20 protein-coding genes are annotated in these 22,474 nt (G+C 64.9%); 13 read left to right on the top strand and 7 right to left on the bottom strand.

All coding sequences use genetic code 11. The annotated features are described in order from the left end of the window. Window positions 1-134 precede the first annotated feature (134 nt). From DENOEST_RS13850 to DENOEST_RS13840, 3 genes are read left to right on the top strand one after another with little or no spacing between them, the layout of a single operon-like run. Window positions 135-740, top strand: a complete 606-nt coding sequence (locus tag DENOEST_RS13850) for a LemA family protein (protein WP_145770965.1) — start codon at window positions 135-137, stop codon at window positions 738-740. Between the two features lie 6 nt (window positions 741-746). Continuing rightward, complete coding sequence (locus DENOEST_RS13845; RefSeq protein ID WP_145770966.1) at window positions 747-1,589, top strand: TPM domain-containing protein; 843 nt, start codon at window positions 747-749, stop codon at window positions 1,587-1,589. A gap of 1 nt (window position 1,590) precedes the next feature. Further along, complete coding sequence (locus DENOEST_RS13840) at window positions 1,591-2,088, top strand: TPM domain-containing protein (protein WP_145770967.1); 498 nt, start codon at window positions 1,591-1,593, stop codon at window positions 2,086-2,088. Between the two features lie 98 nt (window positions 2,089-2,186). On the opposite strand, the gene lplT is transcribed toward DENOEST_RS13840, so the two are convergent. Next, window positions 2,187-3,440 carry a lysophospholipid transporter LplT gene (gene lplT, locus DENOEST_RS13835; protein WP_145770968.1) on the bottom strand — a complete coding sequence of 418 codons (1,254 nt, stop codon included), beginning with the start codon at window positions 3,438-3,440 and terminating at the stop codon, window positions 2,187-2,189. 251 nt (window positions 3,441-3,691) lie between these two features. On the opposite strand from lplT, the gene alr reads away from it, so the two are divergent. The 7 genes from alr to DENOEST_RS13800 all read left to right on the top strand — a co-directional run bounded on the left by alr (window position 3,692) and on the right by DENOEST_RS13800 (window position 13,924). After that, window positions 3,692-4,807 carry an alanine racemase gene (alr, locus tag DENOEST_RS13830; protein WP_145770969.1) on the top strand — a complete coding sequence of 372 codons (1,116 nt, stop codon included), beginning with the start codon at window positions 3,692-3,694 and terminating at the stop codon, window positions 4,805-4,807. A 1-nt stretch (window position 4,808) separates the two neighbouring features. Next, a complete protein-coding gene (gene radA / locus DENOEST_RS13825; RefSeq protein ID WP_145770970.1) occupies window positions 4,809-6,182 on the top strand; it encodes a DNA repair protein RadA in 1,374 nt (457 codons plus the stop codon). Window positions 6,183-6,371: 189 nt separating this feature from the next. Next, window positions 6,372-8,831 (top strand): ABC transporter permease, encoded by a 2,460-nt coding sequence (locus DENOEST_RS13820; RefSeq protein ID WP_232096513.1) that lies wholly within the window; start codon window positions 6,372-6,374, stop codon window positions 8,829-8,831. Window positions 8,832-8,997: 166 nt separating this feature from the next. Then, a complete protein-coding gene (locus tag DENOEST_RS13815) occupies window positions 8,998-10,260 on the top strand; it encodes an extracellular solute-binding protein (protein WP_183148262.1) in 1,263 nt (420 codons plus the stop codon). Between the two features lie 108 nt (window positions 10,261-10,368). Next, a complete protein-coding gene (alaS, locus tag DENOEST_RS13810; protein ID WP_145770973.1) occupies window positions 10,369-12,990 on the top strand; it encodes an alanine--tRNA ligase in 2,622 nt (873 codons plus the stop codon). Then, entirely contained in the window at window positions 12,987-13,430 is a 444-nt protein-coding gene (locus DENOEST_RS13805) for a hypothetical protein (RefSeq protein WP_232096512.1), read from the top strand. Before alaS ends, DENOEST_RS13805 begins: the two co-directional genes overlap by 4 nt. Then, window positions 13,430-13,924 carry an NUDIX hydrolase gene (locus tag DENOEST_RS13800; protein WP_145770974.1) on the top strand — a complete coding sequence of 165 codons (495 nt, stop codon included), beginning with the start codon at window positions 13,430-13,432 and terminating at the stop codon, window positions 13,922-13,924. Before DENOEST_RS13805 ends, DENOEST_RS13800 begins: the two co-directional genes overlap by 1 nt. Before the next feature lie 148 nt (window positions 13,925-14,072). On the opposite strand, the gene DENOEST_RS13795 is transcribed toward DENOEST_RS13800, so the two are convergent. The 6 genes from DENOEST_RS13795 to DENOEST_RS13770 all read right to left on the bottom strand — a co-directional run bounded on the left by DENOEST_RS13795 (window position 14,073) and on the right by DENOEST_RS13770 (window position 19,536). Further along, complete coding sequence (locus DENOEST_RS13795) at window positions 14,073-15,323, bottom strand: EAL and HDOD domain-containing protein (RefSeq protein WP_145770975.1); 1,251 nt, start codon at window positions 15,321-15,323, stop codon at window positions 14,073-14,075. Continuing rightward, on the bottom strand, window positions 15,307-16,698 hold the full coding sequence (locus tag DENOEST_RS13790) for a phosphomannomutase/phosphoglucomutase (RefSeq protein WP_145770976.1): 1,392 nt from the start codon (window positions 16,696-16,698) through the stop codon (window positions 15,307-15,309). Before DENOEST_RS13790 ends, DENOEST_RS13795 begins: the two co-directional genes overlap by 17 nt. 72 nt (window positions 16,699-16,770) lie before the next feature. Next, complete coding sequence (locus DENOEST_RS13785; protein WP_145770977.1) at window positions 16,771-17,199, bottom strand: YybH family protein; 429 nt, start codon at window positions 17,197-17,199, stop codon at window positions 16,771-16,773. Next, complete coding sequence (waaF, locus tag DENOEST_RS13780; RefSeq protein ID WP_145770978.1) at window positions 17,186-18,208, bottom strand: lipopolysaccharide heptosyltransferase II; 1,023 nt, start codon at window positions 18,206-18,208, stop codon at window positions 17,186-17,188. The genes DENOEST_RS13785 and waaF overlap by 14 nt, the downstream gene beginning before the upstream one ends. 186 nt (window positions 18,209-18,394) lie before the next feature. Further along, on the bottom strand, window positions 18,395-18,604 hold the full coding sequence (locus DENOEST_RS13775; protein ID WP_145770979.1) for a zinc-finger domain-containing protein: 210 nt from the start codon (window positions 18,602-18,604) through the stop codon (window positions 18,395-18,397). 11 nt (window positions 18,605-18,615) lie between these two features. Next, a complete protein-coding gene (locus tag DENOEST_RS13770) occupies window positions 18,616-19,536 on the bottom strand; it encodes a branched-chain amino acid transaminase (protein WP_145770980.1) in 921 nt (306 codons plus the stop codon). 128 nt (window positions 19,537-19,664) lie between these two features. Here DENOEST_RS13770 and DENOEST_RS13765 point away from each other — a divergent pair, with 128 nt between their 5' ends. Genes DENOEST_RS13765 through DENOEST_RS13755 form a run of 3 tightly spaced genes read left to right on the top strand, consistent with a single transcriptional unit; the run spans window position 19,665 to window position 22,435 of the window. Then, the gene (locus tag DENOEST_RS13765) at window positions 19,665-20,561 is read left to right on the top strand and encodes a hypothetical protein (protein WP_197970621.1); all 897 of its coding nucleotides are present in this window, start codon (window positions 19,665-19,667) and stop codon (window positions 20,559-20,561) included. Between the two features lie 16 nt (window positions 20,562-20,577). Further along, window positions 20,578-21,363 (top strand): type IV pili methyl-accepting chemotaxis transducer N-terminal domain-containing protein, encoded by a 786-nt coding sequence (locus DENOEST_RS13760; RefSeq protein ID WP_170228214.1) that lies wholly within the window; start codon window positions 20,578-20,580, stop codon window positions 21,361-21,363. 22 nt (window positions 21,364-21,385) lie between these two features. Continuing rightward, the gene (locus DENOEST_RS13755; protein WP_232096585.1) at window positions 21,386-22,435 is read left to right on the top strand and encodes an AraC family transcriptional regulator; all 1,050 of its coding nucleotides are present in this window, start codon (window positions 21,386-21,388) and stop codon (window positions 22,433-22,435) included. Window positions 22,436-22,474 lie beyond the last annotated feature (39 nt).

The raw sequence follows: 22,474 nt of genomic DNA, 5'->3' as shown, positions 1-22,474 counted from the left end.
TGTCAAGTGCGCAACCCGGAAAGACCCCGGCCCATGCCCCTGGGCAGGGGACCTTGCGACCGGACCCTTGTGTTACCCTGCGCCGGCCCCATATCCCTTTGGCGTTTGGACTGTTTTTTTCGGAGGATGAATCCATGGGTTTCCGTTTGCTTGCCCTGCTGTCCCTGGTTGCCGCCCTGTTGTCCGGCTGTGGCTATAACCAGATCCAGATCAACGATGAATCGGTGAATGCCTCCTGGTCCGAAGTGCTCAACCAGTACAAGCGCCGGGCCGACCTGATTCCCAACCTGGTCTCGGTGGTGCAGGGCTATGCCTCCCACGAGAAGGAGGTGCTGACCCGGGTGACCGAGGCCCGGGCCAATGTGGCGGGCCTCAAGGCCACGCCGGAGCTGGTCAATGATCCCGCCGCCTTCGCCAAATTCCAGCAGGCCCAGAGCGATCTGGGGGGCGCCCTGTCCCGACTGCTGGTGGTGGCGGAGAACTATCCCCAGTTGAAGGCCGACGCCAATTTCCGCGATCTTCAGGCCCAGGTGGAAGGCACCGAGAACCGCATCACCGTGGCCCGCAATCGCTACATCGCCTCGGTGCGGGACTACAACATTTCGGTGCGGACCTTCCCCAACAACCTGACGGCCATGGTCATGGGCTGGAAGCCCAAGGCCAACTTCGCCGTGGAAGACGAGAAGGCCATGGCGGCACCGCCCCCCATCAAGTTCGATACGGCGCCGGCGGCCAAGTAAGGCCTCATGCTGTCCCGTTTGCTGGCCGTCGGCTGGCTGCTGTTCGCCCCCCCGTGCTGGGGAGGGGACGCGCTGGTGGCTGTGCCGCCGCTCCAGGCTCGGGTGACGGACCTGACCGGCACATTGACGCCGCCCCAGCGGGCTTCCCTGGAGTCCGCCCTGACGGCCATCGAGCAGGCCAAGGGCGCCCAGGTGGGGGTGCTGCTGCTGCCCAGTACCCAGCCCGAGACCATCGAACAGTTCGGCATCCGCCTGGCTGAGTCCTGGAAGCTGGGGCGCAAGGGCGTGGACGACGGCGTGATCCTGATCGTCGCCAAGGAGGACCGGCGGGTACGGCTGGAGGTGGGTTACGGGCTGGAGGGTGCCCTCAACGACGCCACGGCCAAGCGCATCATCAGCGAAGCCCTGGTGCCCCGTTTCAAGCAGGGCGACTATTTCGGCGGCATCGAGGTTGCCGTGGCCGCGGTCGGCGCGGTAATCGAGGGGGAGCCCCTGCCCGCAGCCCAGGGCGGCCAGGAGGCCGTACTCGATCCCAATGGAATGGGTGAAAACACTTTTCTTGTCCTGCTGGCCGTGGCTGCGATCGGCGGCGCCCTGCTGCGCATGGTGCTGGGCAACCTGATCGGCTCCTCCTTGGTGGCGGGTGCCGGCGGCGTGGTGGGCTGGCTTTATTCGACCTCCCTGGTGGGGGTGCTGATCGGCGCCGGGGCCGGCCTGTTCCTCGCCCTCTTCGGCCTCAACATCGCTCTGGGTGCTCTGTCGGGGCGGGGCGGCCGCGGGGGCGGGGGCGGCGGATTCAGCGGCGGCGGTGGTGGATTTGGCGGCGGCGGCGCCTCGGGGAATTGGTGAGATGAAACTGCGACGTCTGCTCAAGCATTTGCTGATGCCGGCCTGGTGGGCGCGGCGGCCCTTCGACCGCGCCATCCTGGACGCCATCGAATCGGCGGTCAAGGCGGCCGAGACCGGCCATCGGGGCGAACTGCGCTTCGTGGTGGAAGGGCCGCTGCCCCTGGCCTTGCTCTGGCGGGACGAGTCGGCCCGGCAGCGGGCGACGGAGCTGTTTTCCCGCCTGCGCATCTGGGACACGGAGGAAAACAGCGGCGTCCTGATCTATGTGCAACTGGTGGATCGGCGGGTGGAAATCCTTGCTGACCGGGGTATCAACAATCTGGTGCCCCAGGAGGAATGGGACAGCATCTGCCGGGGCATGGAACTGGCGTTCAGGGACAGAGACTTCCATCGCGGCGCCCTGGAAGCCGTGGCCCAGGCTGCCCATCTGCTGATCAGCCATTTCCCCAGCAGCGGCGCCGACAGCAACGAACTGCCGGATCGGCCCCTGATGCTTTGACGCGCATGGTCGCCAGCCCCATCCCCGCCCCGGGGCGGGGCTATTCATCGGCTCGCTGCGCTCGATGGTTACAATCGGTTCCGTTGCTGTTTTTTACGTTAACCGTCCAGGTGCGTCAGGTCGTCGTGCTGGCGCTGATTGGCCAGTTGGCGCAGTTGCACCAGCAGCATGGCGCCGGCCACGCAGAGGCTGAACAGGGCGATGATCCAGTAGATCGACAGGCCCGCCCAGAGCAGCATCGAATAGACGCTGGTCATGATCAGGATGGACAGGTTCTCGTTGAAGTTCTGCACTGCGATGGAATGGCCGGCCCCCATCAGCACATGGCCACGATGCTGGAGCAGTGCGTTCATGGGCACCACGAACAGACCCGAGAGAATTCCGATCAGCACCAGCAGCCCCACTGCGAGGTTGTAGTCGCGAACGAAGACCATGCCCAGCACCACCAGTCCCATGGCGATGCCCAGGGGCGTGACCTTGACCGACTGACGCAGGCTGATCAGTCGGGCTGCCAGCACCGCACCCAGGGCCACTCCCACGGCGACGACGCCCTGCAACATGCTGGCCCGGGACAGGTCCATGCCCATGGCGGTCTTGGCCCACTCGATCACGATGAACTGGAGGGTGGCGCCGGCCCCCCAGAACAGGGTGGTCACCGCCAGGGAAATCTGTCCCAACCGGTCGCGCCAGAGCAGGCGCAGGCAGTGGTTGAATTCATGGATCAGGTAGAGGGGGTTTTTCCGCAGGGGTTTGTGGTCCACTGCGGTGTCCGGGATGTACAGGTTGAACAGGGCCGCCATCAGATAGAGGACGGCCACCACGGTCAGGGCCATTTCACCCACGGTATCGATGCCCGTGTCGATCAGGGGCAGATCGAAGGACAGTAGGGCATGGGCGAACTCGGGCTTGATCAGCGCTCCCCCCAACATGGTGCCGAGGATGATGGCGATCACCGTCAGACCCTCGATCCAGCCATTGGCCACCACCAGCAGACGATGGGGCAGGTATTCGGTGAGGATGCCGTACTTGGCCGGTGAATAGGCCGCCGCCCCCAGGCCCACCACGGCGTAGGCCAGCAGGGGGTGAACGTCGAAGAACATCAGGCCGCAGCCCAGGACCTTGATGCCGTTGCTGATGAACATCACCCGCCACTTGGGCATGGAGTCCGCGAAGGCGCCGACGAAGGCGGCCAGGACCACATAGGACAGGGTGAAGAAGGTCTTCAGCAATGGCTCATACCCCGCCGGGGCATGCATGTCCCGAAGGAGGGCGATGGCGGCGATCAGGAGGGCATTGTCGGCGAGCGCGGAAAAAAACTGCGCCGCCATGATGATGTAGAAGCCGAGAGTCATGGGCAAGCTCGAAGAGCCGGGTTTATATCACGAAAGCGTTTACGGCTTCCTTGATTCCCATCGGGAAAACGTCGGCCGGCCGATATGAGAAACTTCGACCTTGCTGACCGAACCGATTCCCTTATGGAAACGCTGACTAATTCAATTTCGTCATTCCGGCGAAAGCCGGAATCCAGGAAAATCAAAGCACTGGACCCCGGCTTTTGCCTGGGCGACAAATAAATCCGTGTTTCCCTGATTCCCTATTGAGCATGACCCGTCCCCTACGCGCCCGTATCGACCTGGCGGCGCTCCGCCACAATTATTCTGTCGCCCGCCAGTACGGCGGCGCCACGGCCCTCTGGTGCGTGGTCAAGGCCAATGGCTACGGCCATGGCCTGTTCCGGGTAGCCCATGCCCTGTCCAACCTGGCCGACGGCTTCGCCCTGCTGGAACTGGAGAGCGCCGAGGCCCTGCGGGAGGCCGGCCTCCGCCAGCCCCTGCTGATGATGGAAGGCTTCTACAGCGAGGACGAGTTGCCCCGCTTCGCCCGGCACCGCCTGACGCCGGTACTCCACAGTCTGGCCCAGGTGCGCTGGCTGGTGGATTCCCCAATGCTCGATGGCCTGGCCGAGGCCCTGCCGGTGTACCTCAAGCTCAACACCGGCATGAACCGCCTGGGCCTTGACCAGGCTGACTTCCGTCAGGCCCTGGCCTGGCTTCAGGCCTCGCCCCGGGTGGCCGGCATCACCCTGATGACCCATTTCGCCGACGCCGATGAACCTGCCGGCATCACCCGGCAGATGGCCTGTCTGGCGGATTTCCGGGACGGGGCAGCAGCCGGCCTGCCGATCTGCCTGGCCAACTCGGCGGCCCTGGTGCGCTTTCCGGGGGCACGGGGCGGGGCCGGTGACTGGGCTCGTCCCGGCATCATGCTTTACGGCTGCTCGCCTTGCCCCGCCATCCATAGCGCCGAGGCCCTGGGCCTGAGGCCGGTCATGAATCTGGAAAGCCAGGTCCTGGCCGTTCGGGAGCTGGCCCCCGGTGACACCGTGGGCTACGGTAGCACCTTCGTCGCCTCCGGCCCCATGCGTATCGGCATCATTGCCGGCGGCTATGGCGACGGCTATCCCCGCCATGCCCCCACAGGTACCCCGGTGATGGTGTCCGGCCGGCGCGTGCCGCTGGTGGGGCGGGTGTCCATGGACAAGATCTGCGTGGATCTCAGCGACATTCCCGCCGCCCAGGTTGGCAGCCCCGCGACCCTCTGGGGCGTCGGCCCCGCCGGACACCTGCCGGTGGAAGAGGTGGCCGCTGCCGCCGGCACCATCAGCTACGAGCTGCTCTGCGCCCTGGCGGCCCGGGTGGCGATCCAGGTGGAAGACTGATATGGCCAAGGCAAAGACCCTCTATTCCTGCACCGAGTGCGGCGCCATCAGCCCCAAGTGGCAGGGCCAGTGCCCCGGCTGCGGGCAGTGGAACACCCTGGTGGAGACCATCGCCGAGCCGGCCGCCGCTGGCACCAATCGCTTCGCCGCCATCGCCGGAGGCAACGGCGGGCGCTTGCAAAGGTTGGGAGAAATCAATCCCCTGGAGGAACCGCGCCAGCCCACGGGCATCGAGGAATTCGACCGGGTGCTGGGGGGCGGCCTGGTGTCCGGGGGCGTGGTGCTGATCGGCGGCGATCCGGGCATCGGCAAGAGCACCTTGCTGTTGCAGGCCCTGTCCCGGCTCTCCGAGGCCGGCCGGCCGGTGCTCTACGTCTCCGGCGAGGAATCGGGGGAGCAGGTGGCCCTGCGGGCCCGGCGCCTGCAACTGGGGGCCGATCACATGCAGTTGCTGGCGGAGATCAGCCTGGAAAAAATCCTGGCGGTGCTGCAACGGGAAAAGCCCGAGGTGGCGGTGATCGACTCCATCCAGACCCTCTATTCCGAGGCGCTGCAATCGGCTCCCGGTTCCGTGGCCCAGGTGCGCGAATGCTCGGCCCAGCTCACCCGACTGGCCAAGCAGACCGGCATCTGCGTGATCCTGGTGGGCCATGTGACCAAGGACGGTTCCCTCGCCGGTCCCCGGGTGCTGGAACACATCGTGGACACGGTGCTGTATTTCGAGGGCGACACCCATTCCAGCTTCCGCCTGGTGCGGGCTTTCAAGAACCGCTTCGGCGCGGTCAATGAGCTGGGGGTCTTTGCCATGACCGACAAGGGGCTGCGGGGTGTCTCCAACCCCTCGGCCCTGTTCCTTTCCCAGCACGCCCAGGAGGTGGCGGGCTCCTGCGTGCTGGTGACCCAGGAAGGCACCCGCCCCCTGCTGGTGGAAATCCAGGCCCTGGTGGATACGGCCCACAGCCCCAGTCCGCGCCGGCTCACCGTGGGCCTGGAGCCCCAGCGCCTGGCCATGCTGCTGGCGGTGCTGCATCGCCATGCCGGCATTGCCTGCTTCGACCAGGATGTGTTCGTCAATGCCGTGGGTGGGGTGCGCATCCAGGAACCGGCGGCGGACTTGGCGGTGATGCTGGCCATCGTCTCCAGCCTGCGCAATCGACCCCTGCCACCCAAGTTGGTGGCCTTCGGCGAAGTGGGCCTGGCCGGCGAGATCCGCCCCGCGCCCCGAGGCCAGGAACGTCTGAAGGAGGCCGCCAAGCTGGGCTTCACCCACGCCCTGATCCCCAAGGCCAACGCCCCCAAACAGGCCATCAAGGGCATCGAGGTGGTGGCGGTGGATCGGGTGGAACAGGCAGTGGAGTATCTGCGTAGTCTTTGACGCACCCATGGTTGCACAACCTGTGCCTAACGCGCATGGTCGCCAGCCCCTCCGAGGATGAGAATGCGCAAAGGCAAATTGAACACCCCCCACCCCCATCCCCGCCCCGGGGCGGGGCTACTCATCGGCTCGCTGTGCTCGAGGGTTACACGGGGCTCCGGCTTACGCATTTTCAGGCTGATGCTCCGCATGCTGGTCCGCGACGCCCGGGCTGGGGAACTCAACGTGCTGGGCTTCGCCCTGGTGCTGGCGGTGGCGGCCTTGACCAGCGTCTCCTTCCTGACCGACCGGGTGGAGCAGGCCCTGGTGTTGCAGTCCCACGAACTGCTGGGGGGCGATCTGCTGCTCAGTGCCGACCATCCCTGGCCGGCGGCGGTGGCGCGGGAAGTCGCTGCCCGGAACCTGGCCCGGGCCGAGAGCGCCAGCTTCCCCAGCATGGTGTCCGCCAATGCTCACAGCCATCTGGCTGACATCAAGGTGGTCTCATCCAATTACCCTTTGCGGGGTCGATTACGCATCGCTTCCGCTTCGGGCCAGACCGATGCCCCGACCCGGGAGGTGCCGCCACCCGGCAGTGTCTGGGTGGATGAACGTCTGCTATCCGCCCTGGACCTGGCCGTGGGTGATGAGCTGCGGGTGGGGAGCCGGGAACTGCGCATCGCCGCCCTGCTGACCCTGGAGCCGGAGCGGGGCCTCAATCTGCTGGCCTTCGGTCCCCGGGTGCTGATGCACCAGGCGGACCTGGCCTCCACCGGTTTGGTCCAGCCCGGCAGCCGCATCACCTGGCGCCTGCACCTGGCGGGAGAGAAGGACGTGGTGACGGATTTTCGTCAGTGGCTGGAGCCCCGCCTGGGCCGGGGCGAAAAGCTGGAGACCATGGACAACGCCCGCCCCGAGTTGCGCCAGATGCTGGAACGGGCCCAGCGCTTTCTGCGCCTGGCGGCCCTGTTGGCCGTGGTGCTGGCTGCCATCGCCGTGGGGCTCGCTGCCCACCGCTACATGGAGCGCCACCTGGATGGCTGCGCTGTGCTGCGCTGTCTGGGGGCCAGCGGTCGGCAGGTGCTGCTGATCCACGGCGGCGCCTTCATCGGCTTCGGCCTGCTGGCCGCGCTGGTGGGTTCCCTGGTGGGCTATGGCGTGCAGGAACTGTTGCAGAGGTTTCTGGCCGGACTGGTGGGGCCGGCCCTGCCGCCGCCTTCCTGGCAGCCCTGGGTCCAGGGGCTGGCCATCGGCCTGACCCTGGTGGCCGGCTTCGCCCTGCCGCCCCTGCTGCAATTGCGCAAGGTATCGACCTTGCGGGTGCTGCGGCGGGAGACCGGGGGAGTGGAGCCGGTCTCCCTGGTGGTCTGGCTGCTGGGGGCCGTGGTCCTGGCCGGGCTGATGTTCTGGGTGGCGGGGGATGCCACCCTGGGGGGGATTGTGCTGGGGGGCTTCGCCGCCGCTTTCCTGATCTACGGCATCCTGGCCCGGCTGCTGCTGGCTCTGCTCGGGCCCCTGCGCCACGGCGGCGGCATCGGCTGGCGCTACGGCCTGGCCAGCCTGCGCCGGCGCCTGGCCAGCAGCCTGATCCAGGCCCTGGCCCTGGGCCTGGGCCTGACCACCCTGCTGCTGATCACCGTGGCACGGGACGATCTGCTGGCGGCCTGGAAAAGCCGAGTGCCCCCGGATGCGCCCAATCGCTTCGCCATCAATATCCAGCCGGAACAGCGGGCCGTGCTTCAAACCCGTTTCACCGCCGCCGGCCTGGAGACGCCACTGCTGGAACCCATGGTGCGGGGCCGGCTGGTGGCCATCAACGGCAAGGCGGTGGGGCCGGCGGATTACGCCGACGAGCGGGCCCAGCGTCTGATGGACCGGGAGTTCAATCTTTCCTGGGGCGAACAGTTGCCGGCGGGCAACCGGATCAGCGGCGGCCGCTGGCATGGCGCCGGGTCCGGCCCGGCCTTCTCGGTGGAGCAGGGCCTGGCCGAGACCCTGGGCCTCCGGCTGGGGGACGTACTCACCTACGACATCGCCGGCAACACGGTGGCGGCCCCCATCACATCGCTACGCAAGCTGGACTGGGACTCCATGCGAGTGAATTTCTTCGTCATCGCCCCGCCGGGCCTGCTGGAAAAATTCCCCGTCAGCTACATCACCAGCTTTCACCTGCCGCCGCGAAAAAGCGGCTTCGTGGATGAACTGGTGGGGGCACTGCCCAACCTGACGGTGATCGACGTGGCCAGCGTGGTGCGCCAGTTGCAGGACACCCTGGACCAGGTGGCCCGGGCGGTGCAGGCCGTGTTTGGTTTCTCCCTCCTGGCTGGCCTGGCGGTGCTCTACGCCGCCCTCCAGTCCAGCGCCGATGAGCGGGCCCAGGAACTGGCGGTGCTGCGGGCACTGGGCGCACGGAGCTTCCAGTTGCGCCAGGCCCTGGCCGCCGAATTCCTCGCCCTGGGCCTGGCCACCGGCCTGCTGGGGGGGCTGGGCGCCAGCCTGATCAGCGCCCTGCTGGCCCGTTGGGTATTTCATCTCCCCTATGTGCCGTCCTTCGACCTGCCCCTGATCGGTCTCCTGCTGGGCCCGGCCCTGGTGCTGGCCGCCGGCCTGCTGGGTACCCGTCAGGCCCTGGCCAGCAGCCCCATGCAGGTGTTGCGGGAAGCGCTTTAGTAACAAGAGTCGCGTCAGCGACTCACGAAGCGCCCCTCCCCCTCGCGGGGGAGGGGTTGGGGGAGAGGGGGAATGGGCATGGATTAATAACCACGTTTCTCCCAATACGAAGGATTAAGGTAGCCCTGCTAGACTGCGGGCCGCAGTTGATAGGGTGGAGCGGGTGATGGTGCATATGTTGTCGAATAGAGGGTGGGCGGCCCTGGCAGCCGCGCTGGTGATGCTGGTGACGCCGGTCCATGCCCAGGAAGTGGTGTTGCGGCATGCCCTGGAGGGCAAGGCCCTGGATGCTCTGGCAACCCTGACTCTGCGTTTCAACGATGCCCAAAAAGGCAAGGCCCGAGTCGTGCTTCAGGGACTGGCGGGGGTGGAGGACAAGCGGCATCTGCCCCAGATGGCCCTGCTGGACCCGGACGACAGTCTGACCTTTTTCGATACCCGCCCCCGCTTCCGGCCTCTTCATGAAATCATGAAAGAATCCCGCGAAAAGCTGGACCCCCGGCGTTTCTATCCCCAGATGGCCGATGCGGTGGACGATGCTGCCGGCCGTCTCCAGGCCCTGCCTTTGGGGCTGTCGGTACCGGTGCTGTTCTGGAACAAGGCGGCATTCACCAAGGCCGGACTCGATCCGGAGAGCCCGCCCCGAACCTGGTGGGAAGTGCAAAAGGCCGCCGGCGCCCTCTTCGACGTGGGCAGCGCCTGTCCTTTCACCACTTCCAGCTTTGCCTGGGTGCATATGGAAAACCTCTCCTCCCAGCACAACGAGCCGATGCTGGCGAGGCCCAACCGCATCGCCTTCAACAGCCTGATCAACGTCAAGCATCTGGCCCTGCTCTCCAGTTGGTACAAGAGTCGCTACTTCCGCTACTACGGCCCCCGCCGGGAGGGGGATGCCCACTTCCTCTCCGGGGAGTGCGCCATGCTCACCAGCCAGTCCAGCCTCTATGCCGACATCGCCAGGGAGGGCATCCAGGCAGGGGCCGCCATGCTGCCCCACTACGACGACCAGTACGGCGTGATGCCGCGCAATGTGCTGCCCGACGGGGCCGGTCTGTGGATGCTGGCAGGCTTCAAGAAACCGGAATATCAGGTGGCGGCACGTTTCGTTTCCTTCCTGATGCGACCGGATAATCAGCGGGCCTGGGTGCGGGCCACCGGCTATCTGCCGATGATGCCCGAGGCCCTGAAGGCCCTGCGGGAAGCCGGCGTGCCGGCGGCGGTGGCGGATCTGGCCGAGCGTCGGCTATCTGCGCCCAAGACCCTGCGGGTGCGCATGGGGGGAGGCCTGGAGCGGTTGAGGGAAATTCTGGGGGAGGAAATGGAATTTGTCTGGCGCAACGAAAAACCCGCCAAGGAGGCCCTGGATACCGCCATGCGCCGGGCCGACGGCTTGGTGGCGATGGAAGCCTGGACGCCCAGGCGGCGCTGACGGTCTTCATCGTCGCTCTGCCAAGGCCCGCCTGGTGCGGGCCTTTTTGTTTTTTCGGGGCGGCGGCTTCGCGTAAAATCGCGGTTTCGCAAAATTTCGTCCCCCGCCATGAAAAGCGCCGAGATCCGCCAGAAATTCCTCGACTTCTTCGCCTCCAAGGGCCACCAGATCGTCGCCTCCAGCTCCCTGGTTCCCCACGAGGACCCGACGCTGTTGTTCACCAACGCCGGGATGAACCAGTTCAAGGATGTCTTCCTCGGCTTCGACAAGCGTCCCTACAGCCGGGCCACCACCTCCCAGAAGTGCGTGCGGGCAGGCGGCAAGCACAACGATCTGGAGAACGTGGGCTATACGGCACGGCACCACACCTTCTTCGAGATGCTGGGCAACTTCAGCTTTGGCGACTACTTCAAGCAGGACGCCATCCGTTACGCCTGGGAACTGCTCACCGAGGTCTTCAAGCTGCCCCAGGACAGGCTCTGGGTCACGGTCTATGCCGAGGATGACGAGGCCTACGATATCTGGACCCAGGCTATCGGTGTGCCCGCCCAGCGGGTGATCCGCATCGGCGACAACAAGGGCGCCCGCTATGCCTCCGACAACTTCTGGATGATGGGCGACACGGGTCCTTGCGGTCCCTGCACCGAGATCTTCTACGACCACGGCGAGCATATCTGGGGTGGTCCCCCGGGTTCCCCCGATGAGGACGGTGACCGCTATATCGAAATCTGGAACAACGTCTTCATGCAGTTCAACCGGGACGAGGCGGGGGTGATGCATCCCCTGCCCAAGCCCAGCGTGGATACCGGCATGGGTCTGGAACGCATCTCCGCCGTGTTGCAGGGGGTCCATGCCAACTACGAAATCGACCTGTTCCGCACCCTGATTACCGCCGCCGCCCGGGAAACCGCGGGGGCCGACATGGATTCGCCGTCGCTGAAGGTGCTGGCCGACCACATCCGTGCCTGTTCCTTCCTGATCGCCGACGGGGTGATCCCCGGCAACGAGGGCCGGGGCTATGTCCTGCGCCGGATCATTCGCCGCGCCATCCGCCATGGTTACAAGCTGGGCGCTCGGGCTGCCTTTTTCCATCGCATGGTGCCGGACCTGGTGGCCGAGATGGGCGGCGCCTATCCGGAACTGGCCAGCGGCAAGACACGGGTGATGGAAGTGCTGAAGCAGGAGGAAGACCGCTTCTTCGCCACCATCGAGCATGGCATGGCGATCCTGGAAGCCGACCTGGCCGCCATGGCCGGTGCCGGCGTCACCCGGTTCAATGGCGAGACGGCCTTCAAGCTCCACGACACCTTTGGTTTCCCTCTGGACCTGACCGCCGACATCTGCCGGGAGCGGGGCGTGACAGTGGATTCCGCCGCCTTCGACGCCGCCATGGCGCGGCAGAAGGAGCAGGCCCGGGCCGCCGGCAAGTTCAAGATGGCGGCCAACCTGGAATACGACGGCCCCGCCAGCAGCTTCCACGGCTACGATGCCCTGGACACCGCTGGCATCGTCCTGGCACTTTACAAGGACGGCACACCGGTTCAGGAACTGCACGAGGGTGATCTCGGCGTGGCGGTCATCGATAACACGCCCTTCTATGCCGAATCTGGAGGCCAGGTCGGAGACCGGGGCGAGCTCAAGGGTTCCGGCGGCATCTTCGCCGTCGAGGACACCCAGAAAATCCAGGCCTCGGTTTTCGGCCTCCACGGCATCGTCAAGACGGGCCGCCTGGCCGTGGGCCAGCCGGTGGCTGCCCGCGTCGATGTTGCCGCCCGGGCCGCCACTGCCCGCAATCACTCGGTCACCCATCTGATGCACAAGGCCTTGCGCGAGGTCCTTGGCCATCATGTGCAGCAGAAGGGTTCCCAGGTGGACCCGGACAAGACCCGTTTCGACTTTGCCCACGGGGCGCCGATGAGCGCCGAGGAAATCCGCGAGGTGGAGGAGATCGTCAATCGCGAGATTCTCGCCAATGCCGCCACGGACTCCCGCGTCATGGCGCTCGATGAGGCCCAGAAATCCGGCGCCATGATGCTGTTCGGCGAAAAGTACGGCGACGAGGTGCGGGTGGTCGCCATCGGCTCCTCGAAGGAACTGTGCGGCGGCACCCATGTGGGCCGTACCGGCGACATCGGACTGTTCAAGATACTCTCGGAAGCCGGCGTTGCCGCCGGTGTGCGCCGCGTCGAAGCGGTGACCGGCAGCAATGCCCTGCGCTATGTCCAGGAGCAGGAGCGCCGCATCCAGGGTGTCTCGGCCCTGCTCAAGTCCCAGCCCGACGAGATCGCCGAGCGGGTGGTCGGCATTCTTGACAGCGTCCGGGCCCTGGAGAAGGAACTGGCCCGTCTCAAGTCCAGGCTGGCGGCTGCCCAGGGGGACGATCTGGCCGGCCAGGCGGTGGATGTCAAGGGCGCCAGGGTCCTGGCAGTAACGCTGGAAGGGGCCGATGTGACCGCCCTGCGCGAAACCATGGACAAGCTCAAGGACAAGCTGAAGAGCGCGGTCATCGTGCTTTCCGCCGTCAGCGAGGGCAAGGTCACGCTGATTGCCGGCGTTACCGCCGACCTCACGGCCAAGGTCAAGGCCGGCGAACTGGTGAATATGGTGGCCCAGCAGGTGGGCGGCAAGGGTGGCGGCCGGCCCGACATGGCCCAGGCTGGCGGCACCGATCCGGCAGCCTTGCCGGCGGCCCTGGTTTCGGTCCGTGCCTGGGTCGGCGAACGCTTATGAATCTCTGGCTGAAGCGCCTGGGGGTGGCCCTGGCCGTGTTGGTACTGTTGCTGGCGGCCTATTTCGCTCTGGTGCTGAGTTGGAGCTACTCCAGCGGCGAGCGGGCGGGCTGGGTGCAGAAGCTTTCCCATAAGGGCTGGGTCTGCAAGACCTGGGAGGGGGAACTGGCCATGGTGTCGATGCCGGGTACCGCTCCGGAAAAGTTCTACTTCACCGTTCGCGAGGCCAGGGTTGCCCGGTTGATCAATCAGTCCATGGGCAAGCGCGTGGCCCTGCACTACGAGGAAAAGGTCGGCCTGCCGACTTCCTGCTTCGGGGATACCCGCTACTTTGTCACTGCCGTCACGCCAGTGGATGAAATTCCGCTGGTTCCGGGGGTGGTGGTGCCGGCGGTGAAGCCGGTTGAAGCTGCCAAACCTGCCAGCACCGGAGGCAATTGATGCGGTTTTGCCCCCAATGCGCAGCTCCCCTGGCAGATCAGTTCCACGCCGGCCGTAATCGCGCCGTCTGCCCGGCGCCCGACTGCGGCTTTGTGCACTGGGACAATCCCTTGCCGGTGGTGGCTGCCATCATCGAATATCTGGATGGGGATGGACGGGTGCTTCTGGCCCGCAATGCCGCCTGGCCAGTGGAGTTCTATGCCTTGATCACCGGTTTCCTGGAACGGGACGAATCACCGGAAGAGGCCGTGGCCAGGGAGGTGAAGGAAGAGACCAATCTGGATGCCGAGTCGGTGGCCTTGATCGGTCTTTATCCCTTCCATCGCAAGAACGAACTGATTCTGGCCTACCACGTCCAGGCCCGGGGCGAGATCGTGCTGAACGAGGAACTGGCAGCCTACAAGCTGGTGCCGCCGGCCGAACTGGTGCCCTGGGAAGGCGGCACGGGCTGGGCGCTGCGGGACTGGATGCGGGACCGGGGCCTGATGGCCTGAAACCGTACCCTGTTTAACTAAACAGCATCAACGGAGCCGGGCGTGACCGTCGAGCGTAGCGAGCCGATGGGGTAGCCCCGCCCCAGGGATGGGCGGCGTTACTTTGGCGTATTTTCACCCTCGGTGGTGGTGCTGGCGACCATACGCGTTAGTCTTCTGGTTTTTCCTGTCCGATGCTGCTGGCCCAGGCCATGGCCTCGGCTAGGCAGGTGTTGATGATGGCGTGATCCAGACCCTGCAACTGGGCGGACAGGTCGTGGCACTTGGCGCCGTCTCCGGATTCCAGGGCCTCGATCAGTTGCAGCATGATGCCCAGCTCCCCTTCCTGGCTTTCCAGAGCAATCTGCACGTCGCTGGCGACGCTGACACCCTTGAGTATTTCCGCCATGGGCGCTCCCATCAGGGTGGGCATCAGGGACATGATGCCGGTCATGAAACCGCGATCCTCGAAATCTCGTTTGCCCGGATACATCCGGTTGGCCAGCAGTTCCATCAGTCGCCCACGGGCCGCTGCCATTTGCAGCAGCGGGCTGGCCACGTTGCCGCTGGCCGGGTTGGTGTAGAGCAGCAGTTGCAGCCAGCGCTGAAGCTGACGTCGGCCCAGTACGGTGATGGCGTGACGCAGGGAAGTGACCCGGGTGGCGACGCCGGTGGCCACCGAATTGGTCAGGCGCATCAGGTTCATGGTGAGTCCGGCCTCACGCTTGAAGATGGCTTCCAGGTTCTTGGTGTCGGCATCTTCCATTACCAGTCCCAGCAATTGCATCAGCGCCAACTGGGATTGACTGAGTTTTTTGCCGGTCAGAATCGCCGGTTTGGCGAAAAAGTAGCCCTGGAACAGGTGGTAACCCAGCTTGTGACAAAGATCGGCCTGTTCCCGTGAGTCCACTTTCTCTGCCAGCAACTTCAGTGGCCAGCGGTCCAGTGCCTTTGTGACGGCGGCCAGGGCCGCGGTGTCCAGGGGCATGATGTCCACCTTGACGACCTCTACCAGGTCCAGCAGGGGCTGCCATTTCTCCTCAAAATTGACGAAATCGTCCAGGGCCAGGGTGAAGCCTCGGGCCTTCAGGTCCCGGCAGCGCTCGATGATCTGGGGTGTGGGTTCCACGGTTTCGAGAATTTCCAGCACCATCTTTTCCGAGGGCAGAATCTCCAGCATGTCCGAGAGCAGCAGGGTTTCGTCGCAATTGACGAAACCCTTGTATGGTCCCAGGGCACGCTCGATGCCCAGTTCGGCGAAGGCGTGGCTGATGACGCTGGCGCTGGCGGCCAGGTTGTCGGAAACATCGGCCGCATTGACCCGACCGTTGCGAAACAGCAGCTCGTAGGCGTAGAGCTGGTGATCCCGGTCCAGGATGGGCTGGCGCCCGATGAAGATTTCTTCAGTGCCCTGATTCATCGAAACCCACCTCCAGCCCCGGCCATACGGCCTCCAGGGCGCTCTTGAATTCGGCCTGGATACGGGCCAGGGCAGCAATGTTGTCGGCTTCGAAGCGCAGTACCACGACCGGTGTGGTGTTGGAGGCCCGGGCCAACCCGAAACCGTCCGGGTATTCGGCCCGTACCCCGTCGATGGTGATCAGTTCCTTCGCGCCGGGGAAATGTCCTTCCCTCTGTAGCCTGGCGATCAGGGCATGGGGCTCCCCCTCCTGCATCTTCAGGTTCAGCTCCGGCGTGGAGAGGGCATTGGGTAGATGCTTCAGGGGCCAGTTGGCGTCGGCCCAGCGGGAGACAATTTCCAGCAGGCGGGCGCCGGCATAGAGCCCGTCATCAAAGCCGTACCAGCGTTCCTTGAAAAACACATGGCCGCTCATCTCGCCGGCCAGCAGCGCGCCGGTCTCCTTGAGTTTGGCCTTGATCAGGGCATGGCCCGTGTTCCACATGACCGGCACGCCGCCCTGGTGACGGATGGACTGGGCCACCCAGCGGGAGCATTTCACGTCGTAGATCACCTGGGCACCAGGATTGCGGGCCAGCATGTCGGCGGCGAAGAGCATCAACTGGCGGTCGGGGTAGATGATCTCGCCGTCCTTGGTGACCACGCCGAGCCGGTCGCCATCACCGTCGAAGGCCAGGCCCAGTTCGGCGTCGGTCTCCTTGAGGGTGCGGATGACGTCCTTCAGATTCTCGGGCTTGGAGGGGTCCGGGTGGTGATTGGGGAAGTTGCCATCCACCTTGCAGAACAGTTCCACCACTTCGCAGCCCATGCGCCGGAACAGTTCCGGCGCGAAATCCCCGGCCACGCCGTTGCCGCAATCCACCACGATCTTCATGGGGCGGGAGAGCTTCACATCGGAGACGATACGGGACAGGTAGGCCTCCTTCACATCGGCATGACGCACATGGCCCTGGCCTTCCGTGAGGTGGTTGTGCTCGATGCGGCTCCGCAGGTCCTGGATCATCTCGCCGTACAGGGTCTGGCCGCCCAGCACCATCTTCAATCCGTTGTAGTTGGGCGGGTTGTGGCTGCCGGTGACGGAAACGCAGCTCTCGGTACCCAGTTCAAAGGCGGCGAAGTAGGTGACCGGGGTCGGCACCCGGCCGATGTCGATCACGTCGACGCCTGCATTATTGATGCCGTCGGCCAGGGCGGTGGATAGTTCGGGGCCGGAAAGCCGGCCATCGCGGCCGATGGCGATGGTGGTGATGCCTCGGGCCAGGGCCTCGCTGCCCAGGGCCTGGCCGATGGAGCGTACGGCCGCCGCCGTCAGGGATTTGCCGACAATGCCACGAATGTCATAGGCCTTGAAGATTTCCTGGGCGGGTTGTTGCATGGTCGGCTCCGTTTCGGTGAGTGGGGATTATTGCATGGGATTATTTGCCGTCCACTGGGAACCGCCACCCCGCTAGTGCAGGATCTTGGGTATCTCCCCTTCGAACTCCGGGGGCGCCGGCGAGGTATGACGCACCACCAGGCGCCAGCCCAGGGCGCCGCGAACGAAAATGTTGGTGGCAACGATGGGGGCGAAGGTCGAATCGTCGCCCTCGACGGCCACGTGCTCCACCCTGCTGTGGATGGCGGTGAAGGGATTTACCACCTGACTCAGAGCGGTCACCCGCAGGTTGAGGCGGAATCCGCTTTCGAAAATCCGTCGCCAGGCTTCGCGCACCAGGGTATAGCCGGCCAGTCGTGGCCCCCCCGGCAGCACGCAGACGATCTCCTCGTCCTCTGCCCAGATGGCCATCATGGCATCCAGGTCGGCCCGCTCCAGGGCTTCGTAGAAGGCGGCCTCGGCATCGTCGGGTGTGGCAAAGAAGGATTTACGGGTGGGCATGGAAAACGTTGTTCAGGGTTTCGATGACTTGCTCGGGCATCAGGTCTTCCAGGCATTTCAAATGCCCCAGGGGACATTCGCGCTGAAAGCATGGACTACAGGACAATTTCAGGGAAATGATCCGTGCCCGGGAGGACATGGGAGGAGTATAGGCCGGACTGGAAGAGCCGTAGAGGGCTACCAGGGGACGATCCAGGGCCGCTGCCACGTGCATCAGCCCGGAATCGTTGCTGACCACCTGGCGGGCACCGGCGAGCAGGTCGATGGCCTGGGTCAGGGAGGTGCGGCCGCAGAGATTGAGGGCCATTCCCTCCGCCAGAGCCGCGATTTCATCTCCCACGGCCGCATCCTTGGCGGCGCCCAGCAACCATACCGGCAACCCGTCCTGGGCCAGGCGTCGGGCCAGGTCGGCGAAATGGCGTACCGGCCAGCGCTTGGCCGGGCCGTATTCGGCGCCGGGGCAGAGAATGACCGGCGCAGCGTCCAGGGGCAGCCCCAGAGTGCGCCGGGCTGCCGCCTGCTGCTCCGGCGTGGAACACAGCCGGGGTTGAGGCAAGGGCAGGAGCGGATCGCTCCCAGGCGCTTCCGCCAGTTGGGCGTAGCGCTGGGCCAGCTGGGACCGGGCTACCTTGTCAAGGACATGGCGGTTGTTCAGCAGACCGATCCGGGCTTCGCCGGTGAAGCCGGTGCGCTTCGGGATGCGGGCAAAGAAGGGGACCAGGGCCGACTTCCAGGAGTTGGGCAGCACCACCGCCTCGTCGTAGCCCTCCTGGGCGAGGGCGCGGCCCAGGGCGCGGCGCGCCCAAAAGGCGAAGTCTCCGTGGCGGAAAGGGCTGCCGATGACCCGGCGCACTTCGGGCATGCGTTCCAGCAGGGGTGCGCACCAGTCTGGCGCCAGCACGTCGATCGATGCCCCCCGGGCCGCCAGCCGGGCGAGCAGGGGCTGGGCGATCAGGGTGTCGCCGATCCAGGAAGGAGCGACGACCAGGATGCGTGTGGGGCTCCCCACGCTATTACCGTGAAACAGCGAATTGAAACGGCAGATCGAACTGTCGAGCGTATCGAGCCGGCATCGTCATCTTCCCCGGAGTGGGGGAGCTTGGCCTGTCCTGAGCCCGTCGAAGGGGGAGGGGGTGGGCCTTCCTGCCTTTCGCGTGGTTCATGGACCGGGGTGGAAAATGGGTTGCCATGAGTGTCAGTGGTGTCCCTTGGGCCGTTCGCCGGTGAAGCTGTATTCGGTGCCGCAATAAGGACAGACGGCCTTGCCTTCATGGTTCTTCAATACGTCCAGGAACACCCTGGGGTGGTGCGCCCAGAGGGGGGCGCCGGGGCGGGGGCAATGCAGGGGCAGGTCGTGGGCAGTGACTTCCACCTGGCGGGCGGTGTCGTTGGTGGCTTGGGTCATGATGGGGTTCCTCAGACAGCAGTGAGCCATTCGGCGTGGGCCGGCACCTTGCCATTGACCACGTCGAAGAAAAGCGCCTGGAGCTTGGCCGTGATGGGGCCGCGCTTGCCCGCGCCGATGGTCCGGTTGTCCAGCTCGCGGATGGGCGTAACTTCGGCGGCGGTGCCGGTGAAAAAGGCTTCATCGGCGATGTAGATGTCGTCCCGGGTGAGACGCCGGCTTTTCACTTCGTAGCCCAGCTCGGCGGCCAGGGCGATGATCGAGGCGCGGGTGATGCCGGTCAGGGCCGCGGCGATCTCCGGCTCATAGATCACGCCGTCCTTGACGACGAAGAGGTTCTCGCCGGCGCCCTCGGCCACGAAGCCCTCGGTGTCCAGCAGCAGGGCCTCGTCGTAGCCATCCTGGGTGGCTTCCAGGTTGGCCAGGATGGAGTTGGCGTAGGTGGCCGCCAGCTTGGCGCGGGGCATGATCGAATTCACATGGGCGCGGGCAAAGCTCGACGTCTTGATGCGGATGCCTTGTTCCAGGGCCGCCTCGCCCAGATAGGCACCCCAGGGCCAGGCGGCGATGGCCACATGGACCGTGGCGCCGCGGGTGGAGATGCCCATCTTCTCGGAACCGTAGAAGGCGATGGGGCGCAGGTAGCAGGACTCCAGCTTGTTGGCGCGCACCACTTCCTTCTGGGCTTCCATGATCTGTTCCCGGCTGTAGGGAATCTGCATCATGTAGATGTGGGCCGAGTTGAACAATCGGTCCGTGTGCTCTTTGAGCCGGAAGATGGCGGTGCCGGAAACGGTGTTGTAGGCGCGGACCCCCTCGAACACGGACAGGCCGTAATGGAGGGAATGGGTCAGCACGTGAGTGGTGGCTTCGCGCCAGGGCACGAGCTTGCCGTCGTACCAGATGAAACCATCGCGGTCGGCCATGGACATGGGGATTCTCCAGCAGGGATTGGCTAAAAGAGGGCGATTTTAGCCGATTTGCCCTGTCTGACCGTCCCCCGCCCTGCGGATTTCTCATCGGGAGGGTGAAGCCACTCATGGAGCATGGGCTTGTGGGTATGATTCGTCCTGTAGACGGCATGGGGGAATGCACGATGGTGAAAGCTGGGTTCTTCGGTTTGCTGGTGGCATTGATGACAAGTGCCGCCCTGGCCCAGGAGAGCGATGACTCCGCTCGGCGTCTGGTGGAACAGAAGCTGCGCTTGGTGGAAACCCTGACCAATTCTCCTGCGGCCCGCCAGGCTACGACGGCCGAAGGCGAGGTGCCGGCCCTGATCGGGATTGGCCGTCAGGCCATCGCGGATGCCCGGGTCGCTCTGGCACAGGACCAGGTTGATCAGGCGGCGAAACTGGCAGACGAGGCCTTGAAGGCCATTACCCTGGCTTCCCGTCGTGGCGCCTCCGCTGGTGCCCTGCCGGAAAGCGTGCAGCGACGGCATTTCGACGAGCTGCGGGAACAGGTGACCATCTATCGGGCCTCAGCCGACGAACTGGTCCGGGATGGCCGTTTTGCCGTGGCGGCGAATAAGCTGCTGGCCCAGATCGACCGTCCCTTTGCGGAGGCCGATAGTTTGGCCGCTGCCGGTCGTTTGGGTGAGGCCAACAAAAAATTGTCGGAAACCTATCGTTTGGCGGTGGCGGAAATCTCACGCCTGCGGGCGGGACAGGAGGTGGTGCTGTCCCTGAAGTTCGATACCCCGGCCGACGAGTATGCCTACGAACAAAAGCGGTTCAACAGCAACGAAATCATGGTGGATATGATGATCGCCGAAGGGCGCGGAGCGGGCGGGCAGCAGAAGCTGGTGGATGGCTTTCTCGCCGAGGGACGGAAGATCAAGCTGGAAGCCGAGGAGTTCGCCCGTACCGGTCGTCACAAGGAGGCCGTAGGCCTGATGGAACGTGCTGCGGCCCAGTTGGTGCGGGCACTGCAAGCCATGGGCGTGCCGGTTTTCTGAGGGGGGCGAGATGGTAATGATCCGAACAATACTGTTGTATATCGCCTTTCTCTCCACGATGACGCCCGCCTGGGCAGCCGAATTGCCCAAGGCCCTGAACGCGGTGAACCGCTCCGGGGAACAGCGCATGCTGTCTCAGCGCATCATCAAGGGCTATGCCCAGTTGGGCATGGGAGTGCAGCCCCAGCAGGCCAGGGCGATCGTCGAGGATTCCGTGGCCCGGTTCGAGGCCAATCTGAAGTGGCTCGAAGCCTTCGATGCCACGCCCCGGTCGTCGCTGGGGGAAATGCGTACCCGCTGGCAGGTCTTACGGAACGCCATCAAGGCCAAGCCCACGCTGGCGTCGGCCCGGCAGGCGAATCGCCGTGGAGAGGCCGCGCTGATTGCGGCGGAGCGCATGACCCGGTTGTTGCAGAACGTCCTGAATACGGAGGCCAGCCACGTGGTCAACCTGGCCGGTCGCCAGCGCATGTTGTCCCAGCGCCTGACCAAGGCCTACATGTTGATCAGTTGGGGAGATGTTTCCCCGGCCCTGCGGGAGGAACTGGATACGACGATGCACGAGTTTTCCCTGAGCCTGGATTTGCTTAGCGCCCGGGCCGGCAACTCCGCCGCGATCAATGCCGAACTGGAGGAGCAGGCCCGTCAGTGGAACTGGCTGAAAACCGCCGTAGCCACGGAAGGCGCCGTCAATTACCGCCTGATCGTCGCCGAGGCCAGCGAAGCTCTCCTCCTCAGCGCCGAGCGACTGACCCGGCTCTATGAGGTTGCGGGCACAGGGCAGGCGAGGTCGATTCCGTGAGGGAGCGGTGGCCGTGATTTCGATGAACTATGCGGCCTGGCTGGCTGATTTTGTGTATGCCTCCTATGGCGTGGTGCCCATCCAATTGCTTGAGGATACGGGCATCGGTGAGCAGAACCTGGCAAATCCGGCTGCGGAAATCACCGAAGGCCAGCATGTCACTCTGCTGCGCAATGCCATGCGGCTGAGTCGTGATCCGGCCCTGGGTCTTGAACTCGGCATCCATCGACATATCTCCACCCTGGACCGCTTCGGTTTCGCCATGATGTGCTGCGAGACTTTTCGCGAGGCCCTGCGGGTGGGCAATGAGTACCAGCGGGTCATTGGTCGCTTTTCGGGTCGGCTGCTGTTCCTGTCCTTCCATGAGGAGGGGCGCAATGCCTCCTTCCAGATCGAAGTGGCCCCGGAGTTGGGGGATCTGGCCCAATTCGCCGTGGAGGAGATTCTTGGCAGCATTCTCAGCAACACCCGCTGGGTCACCGGCCGGGAGCTGCCCGTCAGGGAACTCTGCTGCGCCTATCCGCGGCCGGCTCATTGGGCCAATTACCGCAAGTATTTCTCCTGTCCGATCCAGTTTGATGCCCCCCGCAACCAGATCCGCTTCGACGCATCATTTCTCGATACGCCCCTGCCTCTTGCCAGCAGCCATGCGGCCCTCATGTATCGCGCCCATTGCCAGCGCCTTGTTGGTCAGGATCTCGCAGATCCGGAGGGACTCGTCGCCGGGATTCGCGCCCGGCTATTGACCAGCGCCGATTGCACTCTGACGCTGGAGGCCTGCGCCGAGGCATTGTCCATCAGTGCCCGTACCCTTCGCCGTAAATTGCATGAAAGTGGATGTTCCTATCAGGACATCGTCGACGATGCCCGCGCCAGTCTGGCTCGACGCTATCTGGAATCCTCGCGGCTATCGGTGGAGACTATCGCGGAACGCCTCGGCTTCAGCGAACCTACCAGCTTCTCCCGCGCTTTCAGGCGCTGGACCGGCATGTCTCCCCGGGCCTTCCGTAACCGTGATTCTCAGGTTGGCGCGCATGGTCACCCGCACCGTCCTCCGAGTGACCCCTCGTGAGATTCTGCTCGACTGCAATCAACGTTACCTGGCTTTTCT

This window comes from Denitratisoma oestradiolicum, assembly GCF_902813185.1.
Classification (GTDB): domain Bacteria; phylum Pseudomonadota; class Gammaproteobacteria; order Burkholderiales; family Rhodocyclaceae; genus Denitratisoma; species Denitratisoma oestradiolicum.
This window is presented reverse-complemented; position numbering and strand designations above follow the sequence as displayed.